Genomic DNA, 19,117 nt, shown 5'->3' with positions numbered 1-19,117 from the left:
GTATAGATCTGAGAGCGTAACCACCCGAAACCCCTGATGGTCTATGAGGTTAAGCAGCGTTGGCAGCGCCTGAGCCGTTTGCACGCAGCGCTCCATTGACCCGCCGTGCATGACAAAAATAGCTCCCGGGAAGATGAATCGAGACAGGTACCAGGTGTTGAGGTTGGGAGCGCTAAGGGGTCGCAGGGTGTCGAACGGCACCATTGAGGCCAGGGCCACCAGTGACTCGTAGCCGGGGGTGAGCCGAATGTGGTCGACCATAGCCCGGTTGTAGAGGCCGCGTCCGGGGCGGTACCAGCGCAGGGGCTGCTGGATTAAGTCGGTAATGCGATCGTGGGCCTCTTGAAAGTGGCGGGCAAATTGGGCTGGCTGCAAAATGGCAGGGGTGGTGTCGGTGGTGCCGTGGTTGGCAATTTCGTGGCCGCTGGCCAAAATCTCTTGCAGAATGATGCTGCCCAAATTGAGATGGTCGGTAATCACAAAAAAGGTGGCCCGCACCGGGTGCTCGGCGGTGCGGTTGTAGCGATCGAGGGCGGTGAGAATCAGGCGAGTAGAGGCATCCTTGCGATCGCCCGGTGTCGGCACATCATCAATGGTGAGGGCCACAAGCCGCGCCTGGGTGGGGGCGTAGAACAGCGCATCCGGAAACATCCGGGCGACCTGGGTGAGCAACTGCTGCTGGGGAAGAGCCATGGGGGTTAGCGGCTGGTGGGATCTAGACTATCGCGGAGGCGATCGCCCAGCGTATTAATGCAAAGGACTGTGAGAAAAATAGCCAGACCGGGAGCCAGCACCAGGTAAGGCGCACTCTCGATATAGTTTTGAGCATCGTAGAGCATCCGACCCCAGGTGGGCACATCGGGCGGAAAGCCAACGCCCAAAAAGCTCAGGGTAGACTCAGCTAACAGCGCATTGCCAACACCAATCGTAGCGGCCACAATCACAGGACCGAGAATATTCGGCAGCAGGTGGGTTTTAACAATGCCCCACGGCCTCGCGCCCAGGGCAACGGCAGCTTCCACAAAGGTGCGCTGCTTGAGGCTCAAGAACCCAGCCCGCACCAACCGCGCCACCGACATCCAGCTCAGTCCGCCAATCAGCAGCACAATCAGCAAAAAAATGCCCCGTTCTGGACCCAGCGATCGCCGTACCGGATCGCCCAGCAGATAGACTACCAGCAGCACCAGGGGCAGCTGAGGCAACGCCAAAAACAGGTCAGTAACCCGCATCAAAACGACATCTGGCCAGCCACCACAGAACCCAGCTACCGCACCGATACCCATCCCTAAGCTAATGCCAACCAGGGTAGCCGCCAGCCCTACCGCTAGAGAAATGCGGCCCCCAACCAGCAACCGGGCGAGTTGGTCTTGGCCCAGGTCATTGGTGCCCAGGGGGTAGGCGACGCTGGGAGGCTGTAGGGCGCGGGCAAAGTCGATGGCGCTCGGAGAGCCTGGGTAAAGCAGCGGGCCAAGGGCGATCGCAGCCACCAAAATTCCTAGCCCAATCAGGGCTAGCCGAGCGGTGCGATCGCCCCACAAGCGCTGCCAGGCTCGATTTTTGCTGCCCGCTAGAGCAACTGGTTGAGGCACTACTGCATTAGTGGCCATAGCGCACCCTGGGGTCAACAATGCCGTAGAGTACATCGGCCACCAGGTTAAAGGCCACCACCAGCACCGCGTAGATAAAGGCAATGCCCATCACCACCGGCGTGTCGCTGCGGTAAATCGACTCAATCAGCAGCGCCCCAATCCCCGGCACCCGAAACACCTGCTCTGTCACCAGCGCCCCGGTAAAAATAGTAGGAATATCTAGCGCTACCAGGGTGATCACCGGAATCATGGCGTTGCGCAGCATGTGCAGGGTGACAATGCGCCAGCGACCCAGCCCCTTGGCCCGCGCCGTTTTTACGTAGTTCTGCGGAATTTCTTCGAGCATGGCGGCCCGCACAAACCGCAGCAGCACCGCCGTTTGAAACAGCACTAGCGTGGCGATCGGCATAATCGACTGCCGCAGCCACTGTCCCAGGCTATTCAGGTCGTTCACCACCAGGGTGTTGTCGTAGATAAACGGCAGCCAGCCCAGGCGCACACTCAGCACAATAATCAGCACCAGCCCCGAAAAAAACGGCGGTGTCGAGAAGCCCATAAAGGCCACGGTGGTAATGGTGCGATCGACCCAGGTGTTTTGCCGCAGGGCCGCCATCATTCCTAAAGGCAAGGCCAGGATCACGCTCAGCAGGTAGGCTACCCCAATGATCCACAGGGTTACAGGCAGGCGCTGGGCGATCAACTCTGCCACTGGCAAACGACTGGTGAACGAGTAGCCCAGGTTGCCGCTAAACAGTGCCACCGTCCACTTCAGGTAGCGAATGGGAATGGGCTGGTCAAGGCCGAGCGATCGCCGAATATTCTCCCGCACCTCCGGTGTAATGGCTGGATTCGTCGCCAGATCGCCCAATGGGTTGCTGGGGGCCAGCGCCAGAATAAAGAAGATCACCGCGCTGATAGCTAGCAGCGTTGGAATCGCAACCAGCAGGCGCTTGAGCAGATAACCGAGCATGGCAGAAGAAATACAGCGTAGGAGCAGCCTTTGACTATGGCTAGTCTAACGGGGGCATTTCACCTCCGCCATAGGACAGATTATTGCCTCAAACCTAGCCATCGCAACCAAGCCCCTGGCAGCCGCCCCAGCCACATCTACGGATAACCCTCAAGCGTATTCAGCTCAACTTCAAAAACTAGATCAATGAGGAGGAGGCCAAGCTCGGGCTAACGCGTGGGCTGTGGCCATTAGATTCAGCAGAGGCGCGTTCAACATTAAAGCGATAGCCCACATTGCGCACTGTTTGAATAATATTGGGTTGTCTCGGGTCAACCTCAATTTTTTTACGCAGGGAAAGAATGTGGGTATCGACCGTTCTGGGATTGTCGATCGCATCGGGCCAGGCGCGGCGCAAGAGATCGGTGCGGCTAAGGGGGGCACCCGCCGCCTGGGTAAGTACATATAGCAGGCTAAATTCCTGGGGTGTTAGATCGATATAGTCGCCGCGAAAGTTGACCCGCCGCTGTACCAGATCAATATTGAGATCGCCGTAGGTCAGCGATGCCGGGGCACTCATCAACCGCACTCGCCGGGTCAGCGCCTCAACTCGGGCCAAAAATTCTTGCATCCCAAAGGGCTTAGTTAGGTAATCGTCGGCTCCGGCCCGCAGCCCAGTCACAATGTCGGTTTCGGTATTACAGGCTGAGAGAATCATAATCAGCGGTTGCCCCTGACTGTGCAGCCACCTGCACAGTTCTACCCCATCGCCATCGGGCAGCTGCGAGTCCAAAATTACTAAGTCGGGCTGACGGTTCTGAAAAACATCGCGGGTGCGAACTATATCTGACGACTGGAAGACTCTATAGCCAGCTTGCTGAAGATGCCAGCCTAGGAGCGATCGCAAATGGGGGTTGCCCTCAATAATCTGTACAGATACAGAGCCCACTGGGTTTCGTCATAAACAGCAATTTTTATTTGTTAAACATAGCAAAGCCCTTGAAGGGGTTTTGTAGCTAGGGTTACCCAACCCCAAGGTCGAGCGAAAGCCTTCAGGACAATGCCATCGGGACAAAACGTTACCAACAGTAGTCAGTAGACTATTTTCAGATCAATAGTTTGCATAACTTAAATATAGTTTGGCTTTTGAAAAGAAGGGGCTTTGGAAAGCCTTTAGAGAGGCTAAAAAAAACAAAAGAATGGATTTGAGTTGATTCACTGAAATACCACGAAAACCCTAACCTACAGGCCAAAAGAGCATTAATACAGGGGTTCAAGACAAATTTTGGCCTAGGTAATATAGAAGTCAACTGCGTCGTTTCTAATCATGACTTTGACCCGAGGCTATATCCTTGTGCTTGATCCAGAGCGTCTTCACAGTGAAGACACTCACCCCCTGGAGACTACCCTGCAATATCCTGTGTTTGTGGCCAGTTCCACCGAGCAAGCGGTAAATCGGGTTAGTCAAGGGGCACCTTGCCTCGTCATTTTGGTGGGCAATAATTTTCAGGCCTGGTCGCAGCCGTTAGTCAAGCAGCTGCGGCAGTACAGCCACTCGCCTGATATGACCATTGTGGCCCTCACCGATTCCACCAGCCCCCAGTGGAACTACAGCGAAGACACGCCGGGGGTAGACGGCCTGCTGGTGCAGCCTCTGAGCATGGATATTTTGCGATCGCTAGTAGAGTCAGCCTTTGCCCGCAGTATCTGCCATTAACAGTATTGAGAAAAAACCGAGTTTAAAGTAGGTGATTTTAGCCGGGTAATACACCCTATCCACCTTGGCATCAGCATTTGCTAAACCAACTGGGTATGCTGAAACTAGGTTAAGAGAGAGCCTCCATGCTGCCCAAGGTTTTGCCCGAGAGTCGAATTCAGGTGTTTAAATTTTGGTTCAATGGCGCGCTACAGGACGGCACTCACTACGCTAATGAGCTGTACTATCGGGCGTTGACCGTTGAAGCAGGCAAACGCACCCGTTTGTACCATCTAGCCTGCAAGTTTTCGGAACAGCAGGCCGGGGCGCTGGTCTCGATCGCCGATGATCAATGCAGCCTGTGGATTAGCCTACGCAGCCAGATGATGGCGGCTCAGCTTTTGCAGCAGCGGATCGCTGGACTGCCCCGCCCCCACCTCTAGACCAGCTCAAAATCAGCACTGGCCCAGGCGAGAGTGCCCTGGTCGATACATCCTTTAACCCTAAACGTAGCCGAGTCAAATAGAGTCAGGTTGGCCTGGTATCCCGCCAACAGTAGCCCCAGGCAATGATCTACCCCGATCGCCCGCGCTGGGTACAACGTCGCCATTCGCAGCGCTTCTGCTAGAGGAATACCCACCTGGCGCACGCAGTTACTCACAGCTTCCATGAGCGTTAGCGCCGCGCCCCCCAGGGTACCGTCAGCCGATACGCACTTACCATTGCGATAAAACACCTGCTGACCGCCAATCACAAACGACTCCAGGGCAGTACCCACCGGAGGCGTGGCATCGCTGACCAAGATCAGGCGATCTTGCTTAATGCTTTTTGCCAGGCCAACAGACCCATAGTGAACGTGGTGACCGTCTACAATAATGCCCGCGTAAACGTCGGGTTGGCTAAAGACAGCCCCCACCAGACCTGGGCTGCGTCCCTGCCAGGCCGACATTGCATTAAATAAATGCGTCACCATGCCAACTCCTGCCTCAAAACCGGCCAAAGCAACTTCAAAACTGGCATCTGTGTGCCCGGCAGCTACTAAAATGCCCGCCTGAGCCAGCTGCTGAATGTACTCTGGGGGCACCATTTCAGGGGCCAGCGTGACCAGCTTAATCACCTCTGGTCCCGCCTCGACCAGGCGGCTAACCATCGCACCATCGGCTGAGCGAATGTAGGCCCGATTGTGAATGCCGCCCCGCTTGGGGTTCAGGTAGGGGCCTTCTAAATGCAGCCCCAAAACCCGCTGAGGATGGCGACGACGGTACTCAGTTACCAGTGCGATCGCCGCAGCCATATCCCCATCGGACGTCGTAATTAACGTAGGCAAAAAGCTGGTCGTACCGCTTTGCAAATTGGTACGGTGCATGGTGTCTAGGGTATCAACAGTAATCGCATCATTAAACATGACACCGCCGCAGCCATTGAGCTGAAGATCGATAAACCCAGGAGCCACCGCCCAACCACAACCATCTAGCCGGGGCAAATCTGGGGCCAGGTGGGCAGCGGGTACTAGGCCAACAATATTAGCCCCCTCTACTACGAGGGCATGGTTTTGCAGAACTTGATGCCCTGTGTAGAGGGTACAGTTGGTAAGGGCATAGCGGGGATAGCGGGCCTCCATGGCAAGGCTAAGACTCCCGACATTCAGCCCTGTCGTAATCCCATCTGTCGTAACCCCATCTGTCGTAACCCTAGAGGACATGATGCTTCGTCCCTTTCATGTGGCGTTTCCAGTGTACGACCTGACTAACACCCGTCACTTTTACGAAACAATATTGGGCTGTCCAGTAGGGCGAACCGCCGATCGCTGGATTGACTTTGACCTGTTTGGCCATCAGATTACCGCCCATCTGGTGGATGAAGCCCGAGCAGCTTTACCCACTAACGCCGTCGATGGGCACGGGGTTCCAGTCAGCCATTGGGGAGTCATCTTAACGCCGACAGAATGGCAGACCCTGGCCGATCGCCTGCGTCAGGCTCAGGTTAAATTTCTGATTGAACCGTACCAGCGGTTTGTAGGTCAGGTGGGAGAACAGGCCACCCTCTTTATTACCGACCCCAGCGGTAACGCCCTGGAGTTTAAGGCCTTTGCCCAAGACGAGCGCATTTTTGCCCAGTCAGAGTAGCCGATTAAAATAGTCCATGCACTCACATACAGCACCAATTTAGCTACCTCTAGCGCTGCCACCGCTGTCCGCGATAGATGCCCTCGGTCTTAGCAGCCGACTGATCAGAGTCGGTAGACTGATCGGCGGCAGACGCATCTGGGGCAGCGTGAGACGAGCGGTATCGAATGCCGCGATAGGTTAACTCATAACTATCGTTAGCTGCCTCTGTGCCGTCGATTGAGTTTGACTGATCAGCTTCCGTCGACTCTGGTTTGACTAAGGTATTGACCAAAGTTGAATCAGGAGCGATCGCGGGTGAAATATCGGCATCGCTGGATTGAGCTACCGATTCGCTAGCCCCAATCTGCCGCTGTAGTGCGTAGAGAGCACCTAAGAGCCCCAACAACAGCACCTGCCACGGGGCTTCCACCAACCCTACTATCACCAACCCCAGCACAGAGACAATCCCCACGGCGGTTGCCAACAAGGTAAAAAAGGCCATAGATTCCCCCTACAAAGGGCTGTACTGCACACTCCGGGTAACCCTTACACTACCGGATGTACCTAGGCTTGTCATCGGCCTATTCGATAGTTCTTAGAGTAGTGAGCTTAAACGCCAAAGCCCTGTAGCAGTAGCTACAGGGCTTTGGCATTTTTACGATCCCCCAGGGGTCGAAACCGCTGGCCCTGGCCCTGCAAAGACCACCCTGCAAGGGTTTCGAGTATTACCGTTATAAATCGGCCTAAATCGTAGCCTAATATTTGGCCTAAAAAAGCGGGTTAATTATGGTGCATTAGAGTTGATACACATTCCTAAGTGTGTTCCTAAAAGCAAGCCCCGTAGGCTTTTGAGCGCTACAGGGCTAATGCTATCGTGATGTCTTAACTATACCCCCAGGGGAATTCGAATCCCCGTCGCCTCCGTGAAAGGGAGGTGTCCTAGGCCTCTAGACGATGGGGGCCTGGTTTTTTCAACGATTCTCAGTATAGATAAAGGGGAAACCCTTGTCAAACCAAGTTTCATTTTTGGGGTTGTCAGCTATGGACTAGATGTTTAGGCAAGGTGCCCGAGACAAGCGAGTCCTGACTGTCACGCCTCTCAATTATTCTAAACCGATGGGGGCACTCTGATCTAACCAAATCTAATCAAATTATTCATCCGTTAAGGAGACAGTGTCTGCCGAATACGTTTGTACCCATACATCATGCGATCGGCGTTCGCCCAGGCCCACCGCAGTCCCTGGCTCGGGTGACGTCCGGCAATACCCACCGAAGCCTGTAGTTGACTAGCGGCCAGAGCTTGCTCTAGACGCGTTTTTAAGGGTTCGCCTTCATCTAAAGAACACTCAACACACAGCATGGCAAACTCATCACCGCCAAGGCGAGCGACTACATCTTGCTTGCGGGTAATCTGCCGCAGCACAGTGGCAGTCTGCTGCAAGAGGTGATCGCCTGCCGCGTGGCCATGGCTATCGTTGATGGTTTTTAAGCCATCTATATCGACAACGATAATGCAGGCTGGATAGCCATAGATGGTGCAGCGCTCTTCTTCACTGTCGAGCAGCTGGTCCCAACCGCGGCGATTATACAGGCCGGTCAGCCCATCGGTAAGGGCTTCAGTTTGCAGTCGTTCAGCCAGACGCGCCTGCTCGGCGGCTTTAGTATCGGCGTGGAGAATGCGGCTGAGCAGCTGGGCCATCAGCTCAATCAAGGGTAATTCTTGCTGAATAGTCGGTGGCTGAGGGGCTGGATCGATGGCGCACAGGGTACCAAACAACGAGCCATTTTCATTGACTAGGGGAACGCCCACGTAGGCACCAATTTTGACCTGTTGGCCAATGGGCGCTTCGGCGTAGGCGGCGACTTCATCGGAGCAGGGGGCAATGCGGGGGCCTTCGCCTTGAATCATGCGTGAGCAAAACGAATCAGTCCAGCTAAAGACATCCCCTGCTTTTACCCCATAACCCTGATCGTTGGCCTGCAAGACAATCCAATCGTTGCCCTCGGTGCGGGTAACCATCCACAAGTCAAACCCGAGCCGATCGTGAAGGTAGGTCAGAACGGCTAGGGCAGCGGTGTTGAAGTCAAAGAGTTGACTAACGTCAAGGGTGTCCAGAGATTTCATCAACGGTAATTTTTAAAGTAACCGAAAGCCTCTACAGTAATGTTGCCCTTTGGCTATTAGAAAGTAATCAGGAATAGCGCCTCAGTTAAGTAGGGTATGTCCAGAATAAGATAGGCCTAGAACGGCGCTTTCTTTTGTGACCTACTTTCTCTAAATCCTTATTTGATGAGCTTTTAAGGATTGTCAATCGATCACCAAATCACTTTAGCACAGCCATTTTAATTGGCATATTAAGCAGGAACCGAAGCCTTGGACAACGCAGTTAAGACACAATACTAAGTCTTCATAAGGCCAAACTTAATTAAGCAGGCTAAGATTACTTGCTTTTTATAACGTTATTGTTAGTTTTCTCTAAGACCTCCACTTTTTAGTAGTTTTTGCTATCGCCAATTTTTGATAGACAGAAAACAATCATGCGATCGCACCTTTTGGCCATCTAAAAAGCAGACCCAGTGGCTGGGCCTGCGATCGCAGCATTAGCGGTGGGCATGGCTCAGAGGTAAGCCATGCCCACCGGTTGCCCTAGTGCCTAGGCCAGCGACGAGAACGCGACAACTATGTCATTGAAGTCGTTGTCGCCACCGCCAAACAGGTCTTCAAACCCAATCGCCCCATCGGCAACGCGCACATGCTCAATGCCATCGGCGTTGGCGGCCCCAAAGGCAAAGTACACCTGACTAGCACTAAAGTCCTCTGGAGTGCCGTTGACGATCAAGAAGGGAGCGTAGAGGCTGCCCCCAGCCACGGTTGTCTCAAAGACAGACTCGGTTAAGTTAGCTGTGGTTAACGCCACAGACTCAGCGCGAGCAGCCAGGGCCGCCTTGGTGTAACCCGCCTGACCGGGAGCAACGTCGGCAGTTCCATCACCGTCTAGGTCGATGCCTCCATTGGTGTCGGTCACCTGGTAGAAGCCGACGAAGTTATCGAAGGCAGCTTCCCGGTTAACCGTAAAGGTGGTGTCCACATCACCGGTAATGTCGCGCAGGTCGAGGAATACGCCAGGTACTTCGGGCTCAGGTTCCCCGATCAGAGCGCTGGCCTCAAACACAGTAATGGTGCTGCTGGCCTCGTTGGCCACTACTAACAGCGGGTTGCCGTTGGGGCTGTCTGCCGCTGCAATAAAGGATAAACCTTCAGGGGCAACATCGCGATCGTCACGAATGTACTGCACAAACGTGGGGGCAAAGGGATTGCTGATGTCGTAGATCAAGACGCCTCCACCAGCCCGCTCAAGACCAACAAAAGCATAGGTTGTATCACCAACCTTAGCAACAGTCAGCGCTTCGGGTTCGGCTCCCTTGTCGTCAGAACGCTGGTCGAACTCCGCAGGGTCACCGTCGTTAGCGTTGAAGAGTTCTGGGGTCAGCTGCGCGGTGATATTGGCCATGTCATCGCCGCTATCAAAGACGAGATTGCCGGTTTGATCCCAAATGCTGAAGGAGCGACCGCCAAAGCTGTAGAGCTCATCAAAATCACCATCACCATCGGTATCTCCCAGAGCCGTAGTAATGTTGAGGCGGCCTATATTTTCGTCCTGCTGCAAGAAAGCTGCATTGGGAAAGGCTGTAGGGTCAAGCACAACATCTTTGATGCGGGCTTCTTCGTTAAAAAAGACACCCTCTTCAACAATGACGTTGCCCGCTTCGTCTTCGATGTCACCGTCGGGGCGGATGCGGGCATCGCCTTCGTTGGCGGTGACGTAGTAGGTCATGCCATTAACGGCGTAGCTTGCGATCGCATCAGGCTGATAAACCCCAAATACGGGCCAGTTTTGGAGGTTAATGCCGCCATCCTCGTTGCTGGCATCAAGCTTAGGGCCAGTGCTGTAATCCTTAAAGCCCAGGGGCAAGATATCTGTAACGGTGGCGCTAGCGATATCAATCAGGGCAAAGGCATTGCTCTCTTGCAGCGTGGCCCAGGCGGTGGTGCCATCGGGCGAAACCGCGATGTACTCCGGCTCAACGTCTTGGGCCACCGTAGCGTTTAGGCCAAACAGCTTAACACCTGCCGCCTTTAGCTCATCGGCGCGATCGTTGAACTGTGTAAACCCGGCAGTTGCAACCGTTGCATTGTCTACGCCATTGCTGAGGTCAATAATGCTAACTGAACCTTCAGGATCGACGGTGTAGTCAGCATTGGGCTCACCTTCGTTAGCCACCAGAACTTTGGTGCCATCGGGGGTGAAGGTCACCATATCGGGCAGTGCCCCCACGGTGAGGCTGTTCAGCACAGTGCCCTCAGCGTTGAGGAAGACGACCACGCCGTTATCGGTGGCTGAGTCAGCTGCCACTGCAACAGCCAATAAGCCGTTGTTGACCGCAACGCTGTTAATGCCCCCGCCGTAGGCGCTCAAGTCGATCAGCGGCAGTGCGATCGGAGCAGTGGGGTCGCTGAGATCAACGACTTGCAGCGTGGGTTCGCCAGAAACCACGAAGAGCTTCTTAGATCCGGGATCGTAAGCGTTGATCTCGGCCCCATCGGCGAGGTCTAGTCTGCCGATTTGGGCAAAGGGTCCGTCGAAACCACCGGAGAAATCAGGCCCATCGACGGGAGGTAGGATGGGTTCACCGGTGCTGGCGTCGATAACGGTATCGCTGCGGAAGGCCAGATTCTGGACTCGGGTGTCTAGACTGCGATCGGTCTCAGCAGCGGCAAAGGGGGTTGCTGCCCCGAAGTTGTCGAACAGATACTCTGCCAGCGCATCCTGCTCAGAAAAGTCGGCGGCAAAGGTCGCATTTCCCGTAGTAGGCGCATCTTCATCCACTAGGTCTACTCGGTTGGCTGCTTCACTCGTAGGAAAAGGATAGCCATCGCCACCGCCAGCCAAGAAGCTCAGCGTTACCATACGGAACGTGCGGCTGGGGTCACCGACAATCTCACCATTTTGTACCACGACATCAAGATCGGTGCCGTCTTCAGATTCGATCGCCAGCGACTGAACACGGTTGCCCGGTTCAGCAGTGACATCAAAACTAAAGGAAAATCCACCAATTTGAGGAAACTGACCAGGGGTGGCACTGTCATCCAGGCTGCTGGCCGAAACGCCGTGCTCAATCAGCGCTACCAATTCTGCAGCGGTGACGGTGACAAGCGATAGCTCGTTGTTAAATTGCAGCGTGTTCTCAATGTCGGTCTGGGAAATACCGCCCGCAGGCTTCACTCCAGGAATTTCTTCATTGGGTAACAGTTCAGCCTCTCCTGTGCCGCCAGCTGGCACCACAACTTGCCCAATCGGGTTGCGAATGCCACCGCCATTCTTGAGCGAAATGACCGTAGTGGGGTCAACCTCGCGCGCAACGGCTAGATTGGCGTCGGCAGTTAGGTTGCCCAGGTTAGTTTCTTCAGTACGAACCTCACCGCGACGCCCCTCCAAAAAGACTTCGCTAACGCCAAAGACATTGCTTTCGGTGGCAATAATTACCTCGCGCAGGGCATCAGTAATGGCCACAATTTTGGGATCGGCCAATCCTACACCACCAACCTCGACAACGCCCTGCTCATCGGTAGCGTAGGCACCGCTGATTGCGGGATTATAGCTTTCTGGCAGCAGTATCCCATTCTCATCAAAGTCAATCACCAGGCGGCCCACATACTTATAGTTGCCGTCGGTGTTGACCACCGCTACGGGATTGCCATCGGCCCCGGTTTGAACGATGGGATAGACCCCCTGGTCGATGTCGCCAGCGCGGAGGCGATCGGTTTCATCAAGCAGACGAGTGTTCGAGCCGCCAGCCACAATGATGTCTACATTTGACAGGCGCTGAGCTAGCTCTTGCTCAATGGCAATCTGCTGCATGTGGGCCAGCAGCACGACTTTATTAATGTCGGGGTTAGCTGCCAGCAGCGCGTCCACATCAGCCTGAATTTCAGCCGCTAGCGCATCGAGCTGTGCTGGGGTAGGGCTGCTGTCAAACGGCTGGGGCAGCACCGTCACGTCGCCAGGGCTAGAGATGCGCACATTAACGTTGCTGATGGTCGGGGTCGTAGCCCCCACTACACCAATTCTTTCGCCATTGATCTCAATCACCGTAGAAGCCGCAATGCTGTTGGGCAGAGGTGTCTGGGCATCGGGCACCACCAGGTCGACCAGGTTAGCATCGGTGCTAAAGTCGAGGTTGCTGCTCAGGTAGGGGAACGCAGTGCCCGGGAAAGACTCGTCGATCGCAGTTTCAGGATCATCTTCTCCAGCGCTGATCAGGTTAGCCACTAGGCCGGTACCCTGGTCAAACTCGTGGTTGCCAAAGGCGATCGCCTGAAAGCCCAGGGCGTTTTGAATTAAAATATCGCCTCTGCCAGCTCCGCCGAACGCCTCACCACTGGCGCTGAAAAATACGCCGGGAATGTAGGCATCTCCAGAAGACAAAATTAGAGTATTAGCAAATCCAGCGACGCCGTCACCATCAATATCCTGGTTTTTTAGAGCGTTTAATACAGCTGAAAATCGAGGAGCATCATCCAGGGCAGAAATATTACCCTCTTGATCGGCCGCATGAAAGAGTTGGAGCTTGAAGTCAGCCATAGATAACACTTGGGGGTTACATCTTGTAGTCATTGCTACGGAGCTATCTTCGGCCATTGCGTACGGCAAAGCTTCATGGGAGGACTAAGTGGGCGGTAAGCTTTGGTTAAAGCTTATTTAAGTGAGGCCAGGGCGGCGCTAGCAGATGCAATCCCTCAGCATTTTTTTTCTGTAAGGCACCCTTGCTTAGAGATAAAAAGTTAGTAACCCCACCATTAGACATCAGGGTGGGTCGGGGGCCAAAGCTAAAATGGCATCACTCGGCCAGCACCAACAGTACTGCACCGAGTCCGCAGCTTAAACAGTACTGAATACCCTAGAGATAATTCCTATGACAACTGAGGCAAAAACCATCCTGGTGACAGGGGGGGCTGGTTACATCGGCAGCCACGCCGTGATGGCCCTTCAGCAGGAAGGCTATCGAGTTTTGATTCTAGACAACCTGGTCTATGGCCATCGTGACCTAGTCGAGAATGTGCTAAAAACTGAACTAATTGAGGGCAGTACCCTAGACAAAGAGCTGCTCAAGTCAATCTTTAGCCGCTACGACGTCAGCGCCGTCATGCATTTTTCGGCCTACGCCTATGTGGGCGAGTCGGTCAGCAACCCTGCCAAATACTACGAAAACAACGTTGTAGGCACACTGTCGTTGCTCGATGTCATGGTGGAAGCCGGGGTCAAAAACGTCGTCTTTTCTTCGACCTGCGCTACCTACGGCGTGCCCCAGGAAATGCCGATTACAGAGTCCCATCCCCAAAACCCGATCAACCCCTACGGTGCCACCAAGCTAATGGTTGAGCGCATTTTGACCGACTACGACAAAGCCTACGATTTGCGATCGGTACGCTTTCGCTATTTCAATGCGGCGGGTGCCCATCCCAACGGGCTACTGGGCGAAGACCACAATCCCGAAACCCACCTGATTCCCCTGGTGCTGCAAACAGCTCTGGGGCAGCGAGAGTCGATCAGCGTTTTTGGCACCGACTACCCTACCCCCGACGGCACCTGCGTCCGCGACTACATCCACGTGTGCGACCTCGCCGATGCCCATATTCTGGGCTTGGAGTACCTGCTAAAAGGTGGCGAGAGCAATGTCTTTAATCTGGGCAACGGCAGCGGCTTCTCGGTGCGAGAGGTGATTGATGCGGCGGTACGGGTAACAGGTAAGACTATCCCGGTGGTGGAAGTTGAACGCCGCCCCGGCGATCCACCTGCGCTGGTGGGAGGCAGCGATCGCGCCCGCAGCGTCCTAGGCTGGAACCCGCAGTACGCCGACATTGACACCATTCTGACCCACGCCTGGGCCTGGCACCAAACCCGCCACGGCTAGAGAATCTGTCCTTGGTGGCGGAGACGCTTCGCGAACGGATCAGCTTGCCCCCCAGAGACCTCACCCAGTCCCTAAGGCTCCCACAAACCCTATAAAAAAGAAAAGCCCGTCACAACTGTGGCGGGCTTTCGAATCGTGAATGTAGGTTGTTCCAGGCTTACAGAGAGTTAGCCCCTGCTACCACTTCCAGAATTTCCTGGGTAATAGCGGCCTGACGCGCTTTGTTGTAGGTCAGGTTGAGGGACTTAGCCAATTCCTTCGCGTTGTCGCTGGCGTTGTTCATCGCAGTCATTCGGGCGGCCAGTTCACTCGCCGCCGACTCCTGCAGCGCCCGCAGAATCTGGTTGTTCAGATATAGAGGCAGCAGCGCATCTAAAATTTGCACCGGATCTTGCTCGAAGATCATGTCCTGGGGAAACTCCGCTGGAGTCGGCCCAGTCACCTTCTCACGCTCCACTTGAAAAACTCCAGCTCGGGTAGTGAGTCGGAAAATTTCGTCATCCGATACCTCTAGACCCTGGGGATCGAGGGGCAGCAGCGTTTGAATCACCGGACGAGAGCTGACCAGCGACACAAATCGGGTATAGACCAGTTCAACGCGATCAACTTCGTCAGACAGAAACAGCGAGAGCAGCTCGTCGGCAATCGTCGATGCTTCTGCAGCGGTTGGAATTTGCTCCATACCGATAAAGCTAGACTCAATTGGCTGTTCGCGGCGCTTGAAGTACTGGTTGGCCTTGCGACCGACGATAACAAACTTGTAGTTCAAGCCCTCAGCCGCCAGTTCCTGAGCGCGGATTTCGGCTCGGCGAATGACGTTGGTGTTGTAGCCGCCGCAGAGGCCGCGATCGCCGGAGATGACCAGCAGAGCCACGGTTTGAACGTCGCGCTGCTTCAGCAGAGGCAGATCGGCCTCCTCAAATCGGAGGCGGCTTTGCAGGCCGTAGAGCACCTGAGCTAGGCGATCGGCAAAGGGCCGGGTGGCAATCACCTGCTCCTGAGCGCGACGCACCTTAGCCGCAGCCACTAGACGCATCGCTTCGGTAATTTTGCGAGTATTTTTAACAGACTTAATGCGGTCTCGAATCGCTTTTAGGTTAGGCATAGTGGATCCCTAAGGGGTCGTCGAGAGCCGGGATGCTGTACAAACACCACCCCGGCTGGAACAGAGGGCCAAAAACAGGCTTAGACGGCTGCCATGAAGGCTTGCTTGGCTTCAGCGATCGCGTCTTTAAGAATGGCTTCGCTTTCGTCGCCGAGCTTTTTCTCGCTGCGAATCAGTTCACCAAACTTGGGCTTGCTGTTGCGAAGGTAGTCGCGCAGAGACTTGGCAAAAGCCGTCACCTGATCTACGGGTACCTCATCCATGTAGCCGTTGATGCCTGCGTAAATGATGGCCACTTGCTCTTCTACCGGCAGGGGAGAGTACTGGGGCTGCTTGAGCAGTTCGCGCAGGCGCGTACCACGAGCCAGCTGCTTCTGGGTAGCAGCATCTAGGTCAGAGGCAAACTGCGAAAAAGCCTGCAGCTCGTCGAACTGAGCTAGCTCTAGCTTCACCTTACCGGCCACCTGCTTCATCGCCTTGATCTGGGCCGCAGAGCCGACCCGAGACACCGAGATACCAGCGTTAATGGCAGGGCGCAAACCCGAGTTAAACAGGTCAGAGGAGAGGAAGATCTGACCATCTGTAATCGAAATTACGTTGGTGGGAATGTAGGCCGACACGTCACCCGCCTGGGTCTCAATGATCGGTAGAGCAGTCATGCTGCCTTCACCCAGTTCGGGGCTCAGCTTGGCAGCCCGCTCTAGCAGGCGAGAGTGCAGGTAAAACACATCCCCAGGGTAGGCTTCGCGACCAGGCGGACGACGGAGCAGCAAAGACATCTGGCGATAAGCCTGAGCTTGTTTGGTCAAGTCATCGTAGACCACCAGGGTAGCTTTGCCCTTGTACATAAAGTATTCAGCCAGGCTAGCACCGGTGTAAGGAGCCAGATACTGAAGCGGTGCAGGGTCGTTGGCGCTGGCTGTTACCACAATGGTGTATTCCAGAGCACCCCGCTCGCGCAGCACGTCTACAATTTGAGCTACGGAAGAGGCCTTTTGACCGATCGCCACGTAGACGCAAACCACATCCTGGGATTTTTGGTTGAGGATGGTATCGATCGCGATCGCGGTCTTGCCGGTCTGACGGTCACCAATAATCAGCTCCCGCTGGCCACGACCAATGGGAATCATCGCGTCAATAGCGGTAATGCCGGTCTGCATCGGTTCGTACACCGACTTACGGGCAATAATACCGGGGGCGGCAGATTCAATCAGGCGAGTTTCGCTGGTTTGAAGGTCACCCTTGCCGTCAATGGGGCGAGCCAGAGCATCGACCACGCGACCCAGCAGGGCCTCGCCCACTGGAACCGAGGCAATTTTGCCGGTGGCGGTAACAGCGCTGCCTTCTCTGATGTTGATGCCGTCGCCCATCAGCACCGCGCCTACGTTATCTTCTTCCAGGTTGAGGGCAATACCGACGGTACCGTCTTCAAACTCCAACAGCTCGCCAGACATGGCGGTTTCGAGGCCATAGATGCGGGCGATACCGTCACCCACCTGCAGCACCGTACCCACATTGGAGACCTTGACCTCCTGGTTGTACTGCTCGATTTGCTGCTTAATAATGCTGCTAATTTCGTCAGGTCTGATACTAACCATAGGACTTGCTCTGGATAAACCTACATAAACACGAGACGTCAGAGAAGCTGCCCAACCAAGGGGCAAGCTGAATCGATGGGGCTAGGCGGTAGCTGCTAGCTGCATACCAATGCGACGAAGCTGACCCTTGAGGCTGGCGTCAATGACTTGTGAGCCCACCTTAATGACTAGCCCCCCAATCAGAGATGAATCAATCTGGATTGACAGATCGACACTGTTGGCTCCGGTCATGGCTTTGACGCGATCGCGAATCGCGTTCTGCTGATCGTCAGTTAGCTCAATAGCAGAGATCACATCGGCCAAAACCGTCTGGTTCCGCTCTCGCAGCAGGGCCTGGTACTGCTGAAGCACAGGCGTCAAGAATGCTATCCGACCTCTATCAACCAGCAGCATTAGAAAGTTCAGCAGGAAGCCGCTCACGTTTCCGTCAGCAATCTGGCGGAGCACTTCTTTTTTAGAATCGGGAGCCATCAGTGGGTTGGACATAAATGCGATCAGTTCTTCAGAACTGGCCAGCACCTCCAGCAGATTGGCGACTTCACCGCCTACCTGGTCGACAGCATTATTATCGTCAGCCACCGACATCAGGGCTTTGGCGTAGGGACCGGCGATCTCAGAACTCAGTGTTGTGTCGTTCATAGCTACTCTCCTTTAAGCATGGCAATACTGGAGTCAACCAGACGCCGCTGCAAATCGTCGTTTAGCTGACCAGGCAGAGCGGCTTCGCTACGTTCAATGGCCAGAGTGGCAATGCGCTGCTGTAGCTCTCTCATAACCCGAGCCTCCTGGGAAGTGAGGTCTTGAGCGGCGTTAGCCCGCATGCGCTCTACGTCGATCTGAGACTGTTCCAAGATCTCATCACGGGTGCGATCTGCTGTCACTTTGGCTTCAGCCAAAATCTTTTTCGCCTCTTGTTGAGCCTGAGCCAGCTTTTGCTGCTGCTCTGCCAACGCGGCGGCGGCTTCCTGCTTACGCTGCTCGGCCTCAACAATTTCTGTTTTGATCGCCGCTCGGCGGGTCGATAGGGTTTTCCCTAAAAACTTGCCGCCAAAGTAGTACAGCACGCCAATAATAATGACCAAATTGATCAGGTTAGTTTCTAGGATGTTGAAATCCACACCAAAACCACCTGCTTCCGCCGCCAATAACCAACCGATAATCATATCCCTACTTTCCGTCAACGACGCGGGCAACGCTAGGGGGCTAAACCACCCCGTCATTACCAATAGTCTAGGCCGCCAAAGAACCTAGCAGCTTGTCTAAAATTTGCTGACTCAGGCCATCCACCTGCTGCTCTAAGGTGGTCATTGCCTGACTCTTTTGCTCATCTAGCTCCCGCTGCACCTGCTCTCGCTGGGCCTGGGCCTCCTGTTGAGCAGCAGCAACCGTTTGAGACGCAATCCTTTGCGCTTCTTCCTGAGCCTCGGCAATTACCGTTTGAGCCTGGCGACGAGTTTCACCCAGCTCTTGCTGATACTGCTTAGCAATCTGCTCAGCCTTAGCCAGACGCTCTGCCGCATCAACCTGATTGGAGCTAATATAACCGTCACGCTCGTCTAAAACTTTACCTAAAGGCTTGTAGAACAGCGCGTTGAGGGCTACCGCCAGCAGCACAAATTGCACCGCCATAAGCGGCAGAGTGGCGTCGAGGTCAAACAGACCACCACCCTCCTCAACTGTTTCAGCGGCTTCAACCGCTAACAACCAAACAAAATTCATCATTGTGGGTATGCCCTTTAACCCGGCCCAGGGCCAGCACTACAGAGTGGAATTCCACAGAAAACCGTGAATATCGATAGGCAGGGAAAGGCATAGAACCTCTCCCTAGCCCGCCGAAGACTATCTACGCAAAGGGGTTGGCAAACAATAGCACTAGGGCTACTACCAGACCGTAGATGGTGAGTGCTTCCATGAAAGCCAGGCTCAGCAGCAGGGTGCCGCGAATCTTACCCTCAGCCTCAGGCTGACGGGCAATCCCCTCTACCGCTTGACCAGCTGCATTACCTTGACCAATACCAGGGCCGATCGCTGCCAGACCAACGGCCAGAGCGGCTGCAATTACGGAAGCGGCTGCAATAGTAGAATCCATGTCTTACCT

General features: G+C 54.8%; 17 protein-coding genes, 1 tRNA gene and 1 pseudogene. 4 read left to right on the top strand and 15 right to left on the bottom strand.

Features of this window, described 5'->3' with window-relative positions:
* From IQ273_RS02680 to IQ273_RS02665, 4 genes are all read right to left on the bottom strand, one after another.
* Positions 1-693, bottom strand: a 693-nt coding sequence (locus IQ273_RS02680) for a polysaccharide deacetylase family protein (protein ID WP_194021634.1), incomplete at its 3' end; no start/stop codon positions are given.
* Positions 694-698: 5 nt separating this feature from the next.
* Complete coding sequence (locus IQ273_RS02675) at positions 699-1,607, bottom strand: ABC transporter permease (RefSeq protein ID WP_194021633.1); 909 nt, start codon at positions 1,605-1,607, stop codon at positions 699-701.
* Positions 1,597-2,559, bottom strand: a complete 963-nt coding sequence (locus IQ273_RS02670; RefSeq protein WP_194021632.1) for an ABC transporter permease — start codon at positions 2,557-2,559, stop codon at positions 1,597-1,599. The genes IQ273_RS02675 and IQ273_RS02670 overlap by 11 nt, the downstream gene beginning before the upstream one ends.
* Before the next feature lie 178 nt (positions 2,560-2,737).
* Complete coding sequence (locus tag IQ273_RS02665) at positions 2,738-3,487, bottom strand: response regulator transcription factor (protein WP_194021631.1); 750 nt, start codon at positions 3,485-3,487, stop codon at positions 2,738-2,740.
* 378 nt (positions 3,488-3,865) lie between these two features.
* On the opposite strand from IQ273_RS02665, the gene IQ273_RS02660 reads away from it, so the two are divergent.
* Positions 3,866-4,255, top strand: coding sequence for a two-component system response regulator (locus IQ273_RS02660; protein ID WP_194021630.1), 390 nt, complete (start codon positions 3,866-3,868; stop codon positions 4,253-4,255).
* Between the two features lie 125 nt (positions 4,256-4,380).
* On the top strand, positions 4,381-4,677 hold the full coding sequence (locus IQ273_RS02655; RefSeq protein ID WP_194021629.1) for a hypothetical protein: 297 nt from the start codon (positions 4,381-4,383) through the stop codon (positions 4,675-4,677).
* On the opposite strand, the gene nagA is transcribed toward IQ273_RS02655, so the two are convergent.
* Positions 4,674-5,855, bottom strand: a complete 1,182-nt coding sequence (nagA, locus tag IQ273_RS02650; protein WP_194021638.1) for an N-acetylglucosamine-6-phosphate deacetylase — start codon at positions 5,853-5,855, stop codon at positions 4,674-4,676. The genes IQ273_RS02655 and nagA overlap by 4 nt on opposite strands.
* 79 nt (positions 5,856-5,934) lie before the next feature.
* Here nagA and IQ273_RS02645 point away from each other — a divergent pair, with 79 nt between their 5' ends.
* Positions 5,935-6,360 carry a VOC family protein gene (locus IQ273_RS02645; RefSeq protein ID WP_194021628.1) on the top strand — a complete coding sequence of 142 codons (426 nt, stop codon included), beginning with the start codon at positions 5,935-5,937 and terminating at the stop codon, positions 6,358-6,360.
* A 49-nt stretch (positions 6,361-6,409) separates the two neighbouring features.
* Here the strand turns inward: IQ273_RS02645 and IQ273_RS02640 are convergent, their stop codons facing one another.
* The 4 genes and pseudogenes from IQ273_RS02640 to IQ273_RS02625 form a co-directional block, all read right to left on the bottom strand.
* Positions 6,410-6,844, bottom strand: a complete 435-nt coding sequence (locus IQ273_RS02640) for a hypothetical protein (RefSeq protein ID WP_194021627.1) — start codon at positions 6,842-6,844, stop codon at positions 6,410-6,412.
* 387 nt (positions 6,845-7,231) lie between these two features.
* Positions 7,232-7,304, bottom strand: a tRNA-Glu gene (locus tag IQ273_RS02635).
* A gap of 200 nt (positions 7,305-7,504) precedes the next feature.
* Positions 7,505-8,467 carry a sensor domain-containing diguanylate cyclase gene (locus IQ273_RS02630; RefSeq protein ID WP_194021626.1) on the bottom strand — a complete coding sequence of 321 codons (963 nt, stop codon included), beginning with the start codon at positions 8,465-8,467 and terminating at the stop codon, positions 7,505-7,507.
* A gap of 529 nt (positions 8,468-8,996) precedes the next feature.
* Positions 8,997-12,977, bottom strand: a pseudogene (locus tag IQ273_RS02625) (choice-of-anchor I family protein); the annotation flags it as partial.
* A gap of 340 nt (positions 12,978-13,317) precedes the next feature.
* Here IQ273_RS02625 and galE point away from each other — a divergent pair.
* Complete coding sequence (galE, locus tag IQ273_RS02620; RefSeq protein WP_194021624.1) at positions 13,318-14,316, top strand: UDP-glucose 4-epimerase GalE; 999 nt, start codon at positions 13,318-13,320, stop codon at positions 14,314-14,316.
* A 157-nt stretch (positions 14,317-14,473) separates the two neighbouring features.
* Here galE and IQ273_RS02615 read toward each other — a convergent pair whose 3' ends face one another.
* From IQ273_RS02615 to atpE, 6 genes are all read right to left on the bottom strand, one after another.
* Positions 14,474-15,421 (bottom strand): F0F1 ATP synthase subunit gamma, encoded by a 948-nt coding sequence (locus IQ273_RS02615; RefSeq protein ID WP_194021623.1) that lies wholly within the window; start codon positions 15,419-15,421, stop codon positions 14,474-14,476.
* Positions 15,422-15,501: 80 nt separating this feature from the next.
* Entirely contained in the window at positions 15,502-17,019 is a 1,518-nt protein-coding gene (gene atpA / locus IQ273_RS02610) for a F0F1 ATP synthase subunit alpha (protein WP_194021622.1), read from the bottom strand.
* A gap of 81 nt (positions 17,020-17,100) precedes the next feature.
* Complete coding sequence (atpH, locus tag IQ273_RS02605; protein WP_194021621.1) at positions 17,101-17,658, bottom strand: ATP synthase F1 subunit delta; 558 nt, start codon at positions 17,656-17,658, stop codon at positions 17,101-17,103.
* Positions 17,659-17,660: 2 nt separating this feature from the next.
* Entirely contained in the window at positions 17,661-18,182 is a 522-nt protein-coding gene (locus IQ273_RS02600) for a F0F1 ATP synthase subunit B (RefSeq protein WP_194021620.1), read from the bottom strand.
* 67 nt (positions 18,183-18,249) lie between these two features.
* Complete coding sequence (locus IQ273_RS02595) at positions 18,250-18,741, bottom strand: F0F1 ATP synthase subunit B' (RefSeq protein ID WP_194021619.1); 492 nt, start codon at positions 18,739-18,741, stop codon at positions 18,250-18,252.
* A 121-nt stretch (positions 18,742-18,862) separates the two neighbouring features.
* Positions 18,863-19,108 carry an ATP synthase F0 subunit C gene (gene atpE / locus IQ273_RS02590; RefSeq protein WP_194021618.1) on the bottom strand — a complete coding sequence of 82 codons (246 nt, stop codon included), beginning with the start codon at positions 19,106-19,108 and terminating at the stop codon, positions 18,863-18,865.
* Positions 19,109-19,117 lie beyond the last annotated feature (9 nt).

Source organism: Nodosilinea sp. LEGE 07298 (genome assembly GCF_015207265.1).
Lineage (GTDB): Bacteria > Cyanobacteriota > Cyanobacteriia > Phormidesmidales > Phormidesmidaceae > Nodosilinea.
This window is presented reverse-complemented; position numbering and strand designations above follow the sequence as displayed.

Coding starts and splice junctions, on each gene's coding strand:
- IQ273_RS02595 (WP_194021619.1), bottom strand. CDS start 18,741: ATGATGAATTTTGTTTGGTTGTTAGCGGTTGAAGCCGCTGAAACAGTT.
- IQ273_RS02600 (WP_194021620.1), bottom strand. CDS start 18,182: ATGATTATCGGTTGGTTATTGGCGGCGGAAGCAGGTGGTTTTGGTGTG.
- IQ273_RS02670 (WP_194021632.1), bottom strand. CDS start 2,559: ATGCTCGGTTATCTGCTCAAGCGCCTGCTGGTTGCGATTCCAACGCTG.
- galE (WP_194021624.1), top strand. CDS start 13,318: ATGACAACTGAGGCAAAAACCATCCTGGTGACAGGGGGGGCTGGTTAC.
- IQ273_RS02655 (WP_194021629.1), top strand. CDS start 4,381: ATGCTGCCCAAGGTTTTGCCCGAGAGTCGAATTCAGGTGTTTAAATTT.
- atpE (WP_194021618.1), bottom strand. CDS start 19,108: ATGGATTCTACTATTGCAGCCGCTTCCGTAATTGCAGCCGCTCTGGCC.
- atpA (WP_194021622.1), bottom strand. CDS start 17,019: ATGGTTAGTATCAGACCTGACGAAATTAGCAGCATTATTAAGCAGCAA.
- IQ273_RS02675 (WP_194021633.1), bottom strand. CDS start 1,607: ATGGCCACTAATGCAGTAGTGCCTCAACCAGTTGCTCTAGCGGGCAGC.
- IQ273_RS02645 (WP_194021628.1), top strand. CDS start 5,935: ATGATGCTTCGTCCCTTTCATGTGGCGTTTCCAGTGTACGACCTGACT.
- IQ273_RS02660 (WP_194021630.1), top strand. CDS start 3,866: ATGACTTTGACCCGAGGCTATATCCTTGTGCTTGATCCAGAGCGTCTT.
- atpH (WP_194021621.1), bottom strand. CDS start 17,658: ATGAACGACACAACACTGAGTTCTGAGATCGCCGGTCCCTACGCCAAA.
- IQ273_RS02630 (WP_194021626.1), bottom strand. CDS start 8,467: ATGAAATCTCTGGACACCCTTGACGTTAGTCAACTCTTTGACTTCAAC.
- IQ273_RS02615 (WP_194021623.1), bottom strand. CDS start 15,421: ATGCCTAACCTAAAAGCGATTCGAGACCGCATTAAGTCTGTTAAAAAT.
- nagA (WP_194021638.1), bottom strand. CDS start 5,855: ATGGAGGCCCGCTATCCCCGCTATGCCCTTACCAACTGTACCCTCTAC.
- IQ273_RS02640 (WP_194021627.1), bottom strand. CDS start 6,844: ATGGCCTTTTTTACCTTGTTGGCAACCGCCGTGGGGATTGTCTCTGTG.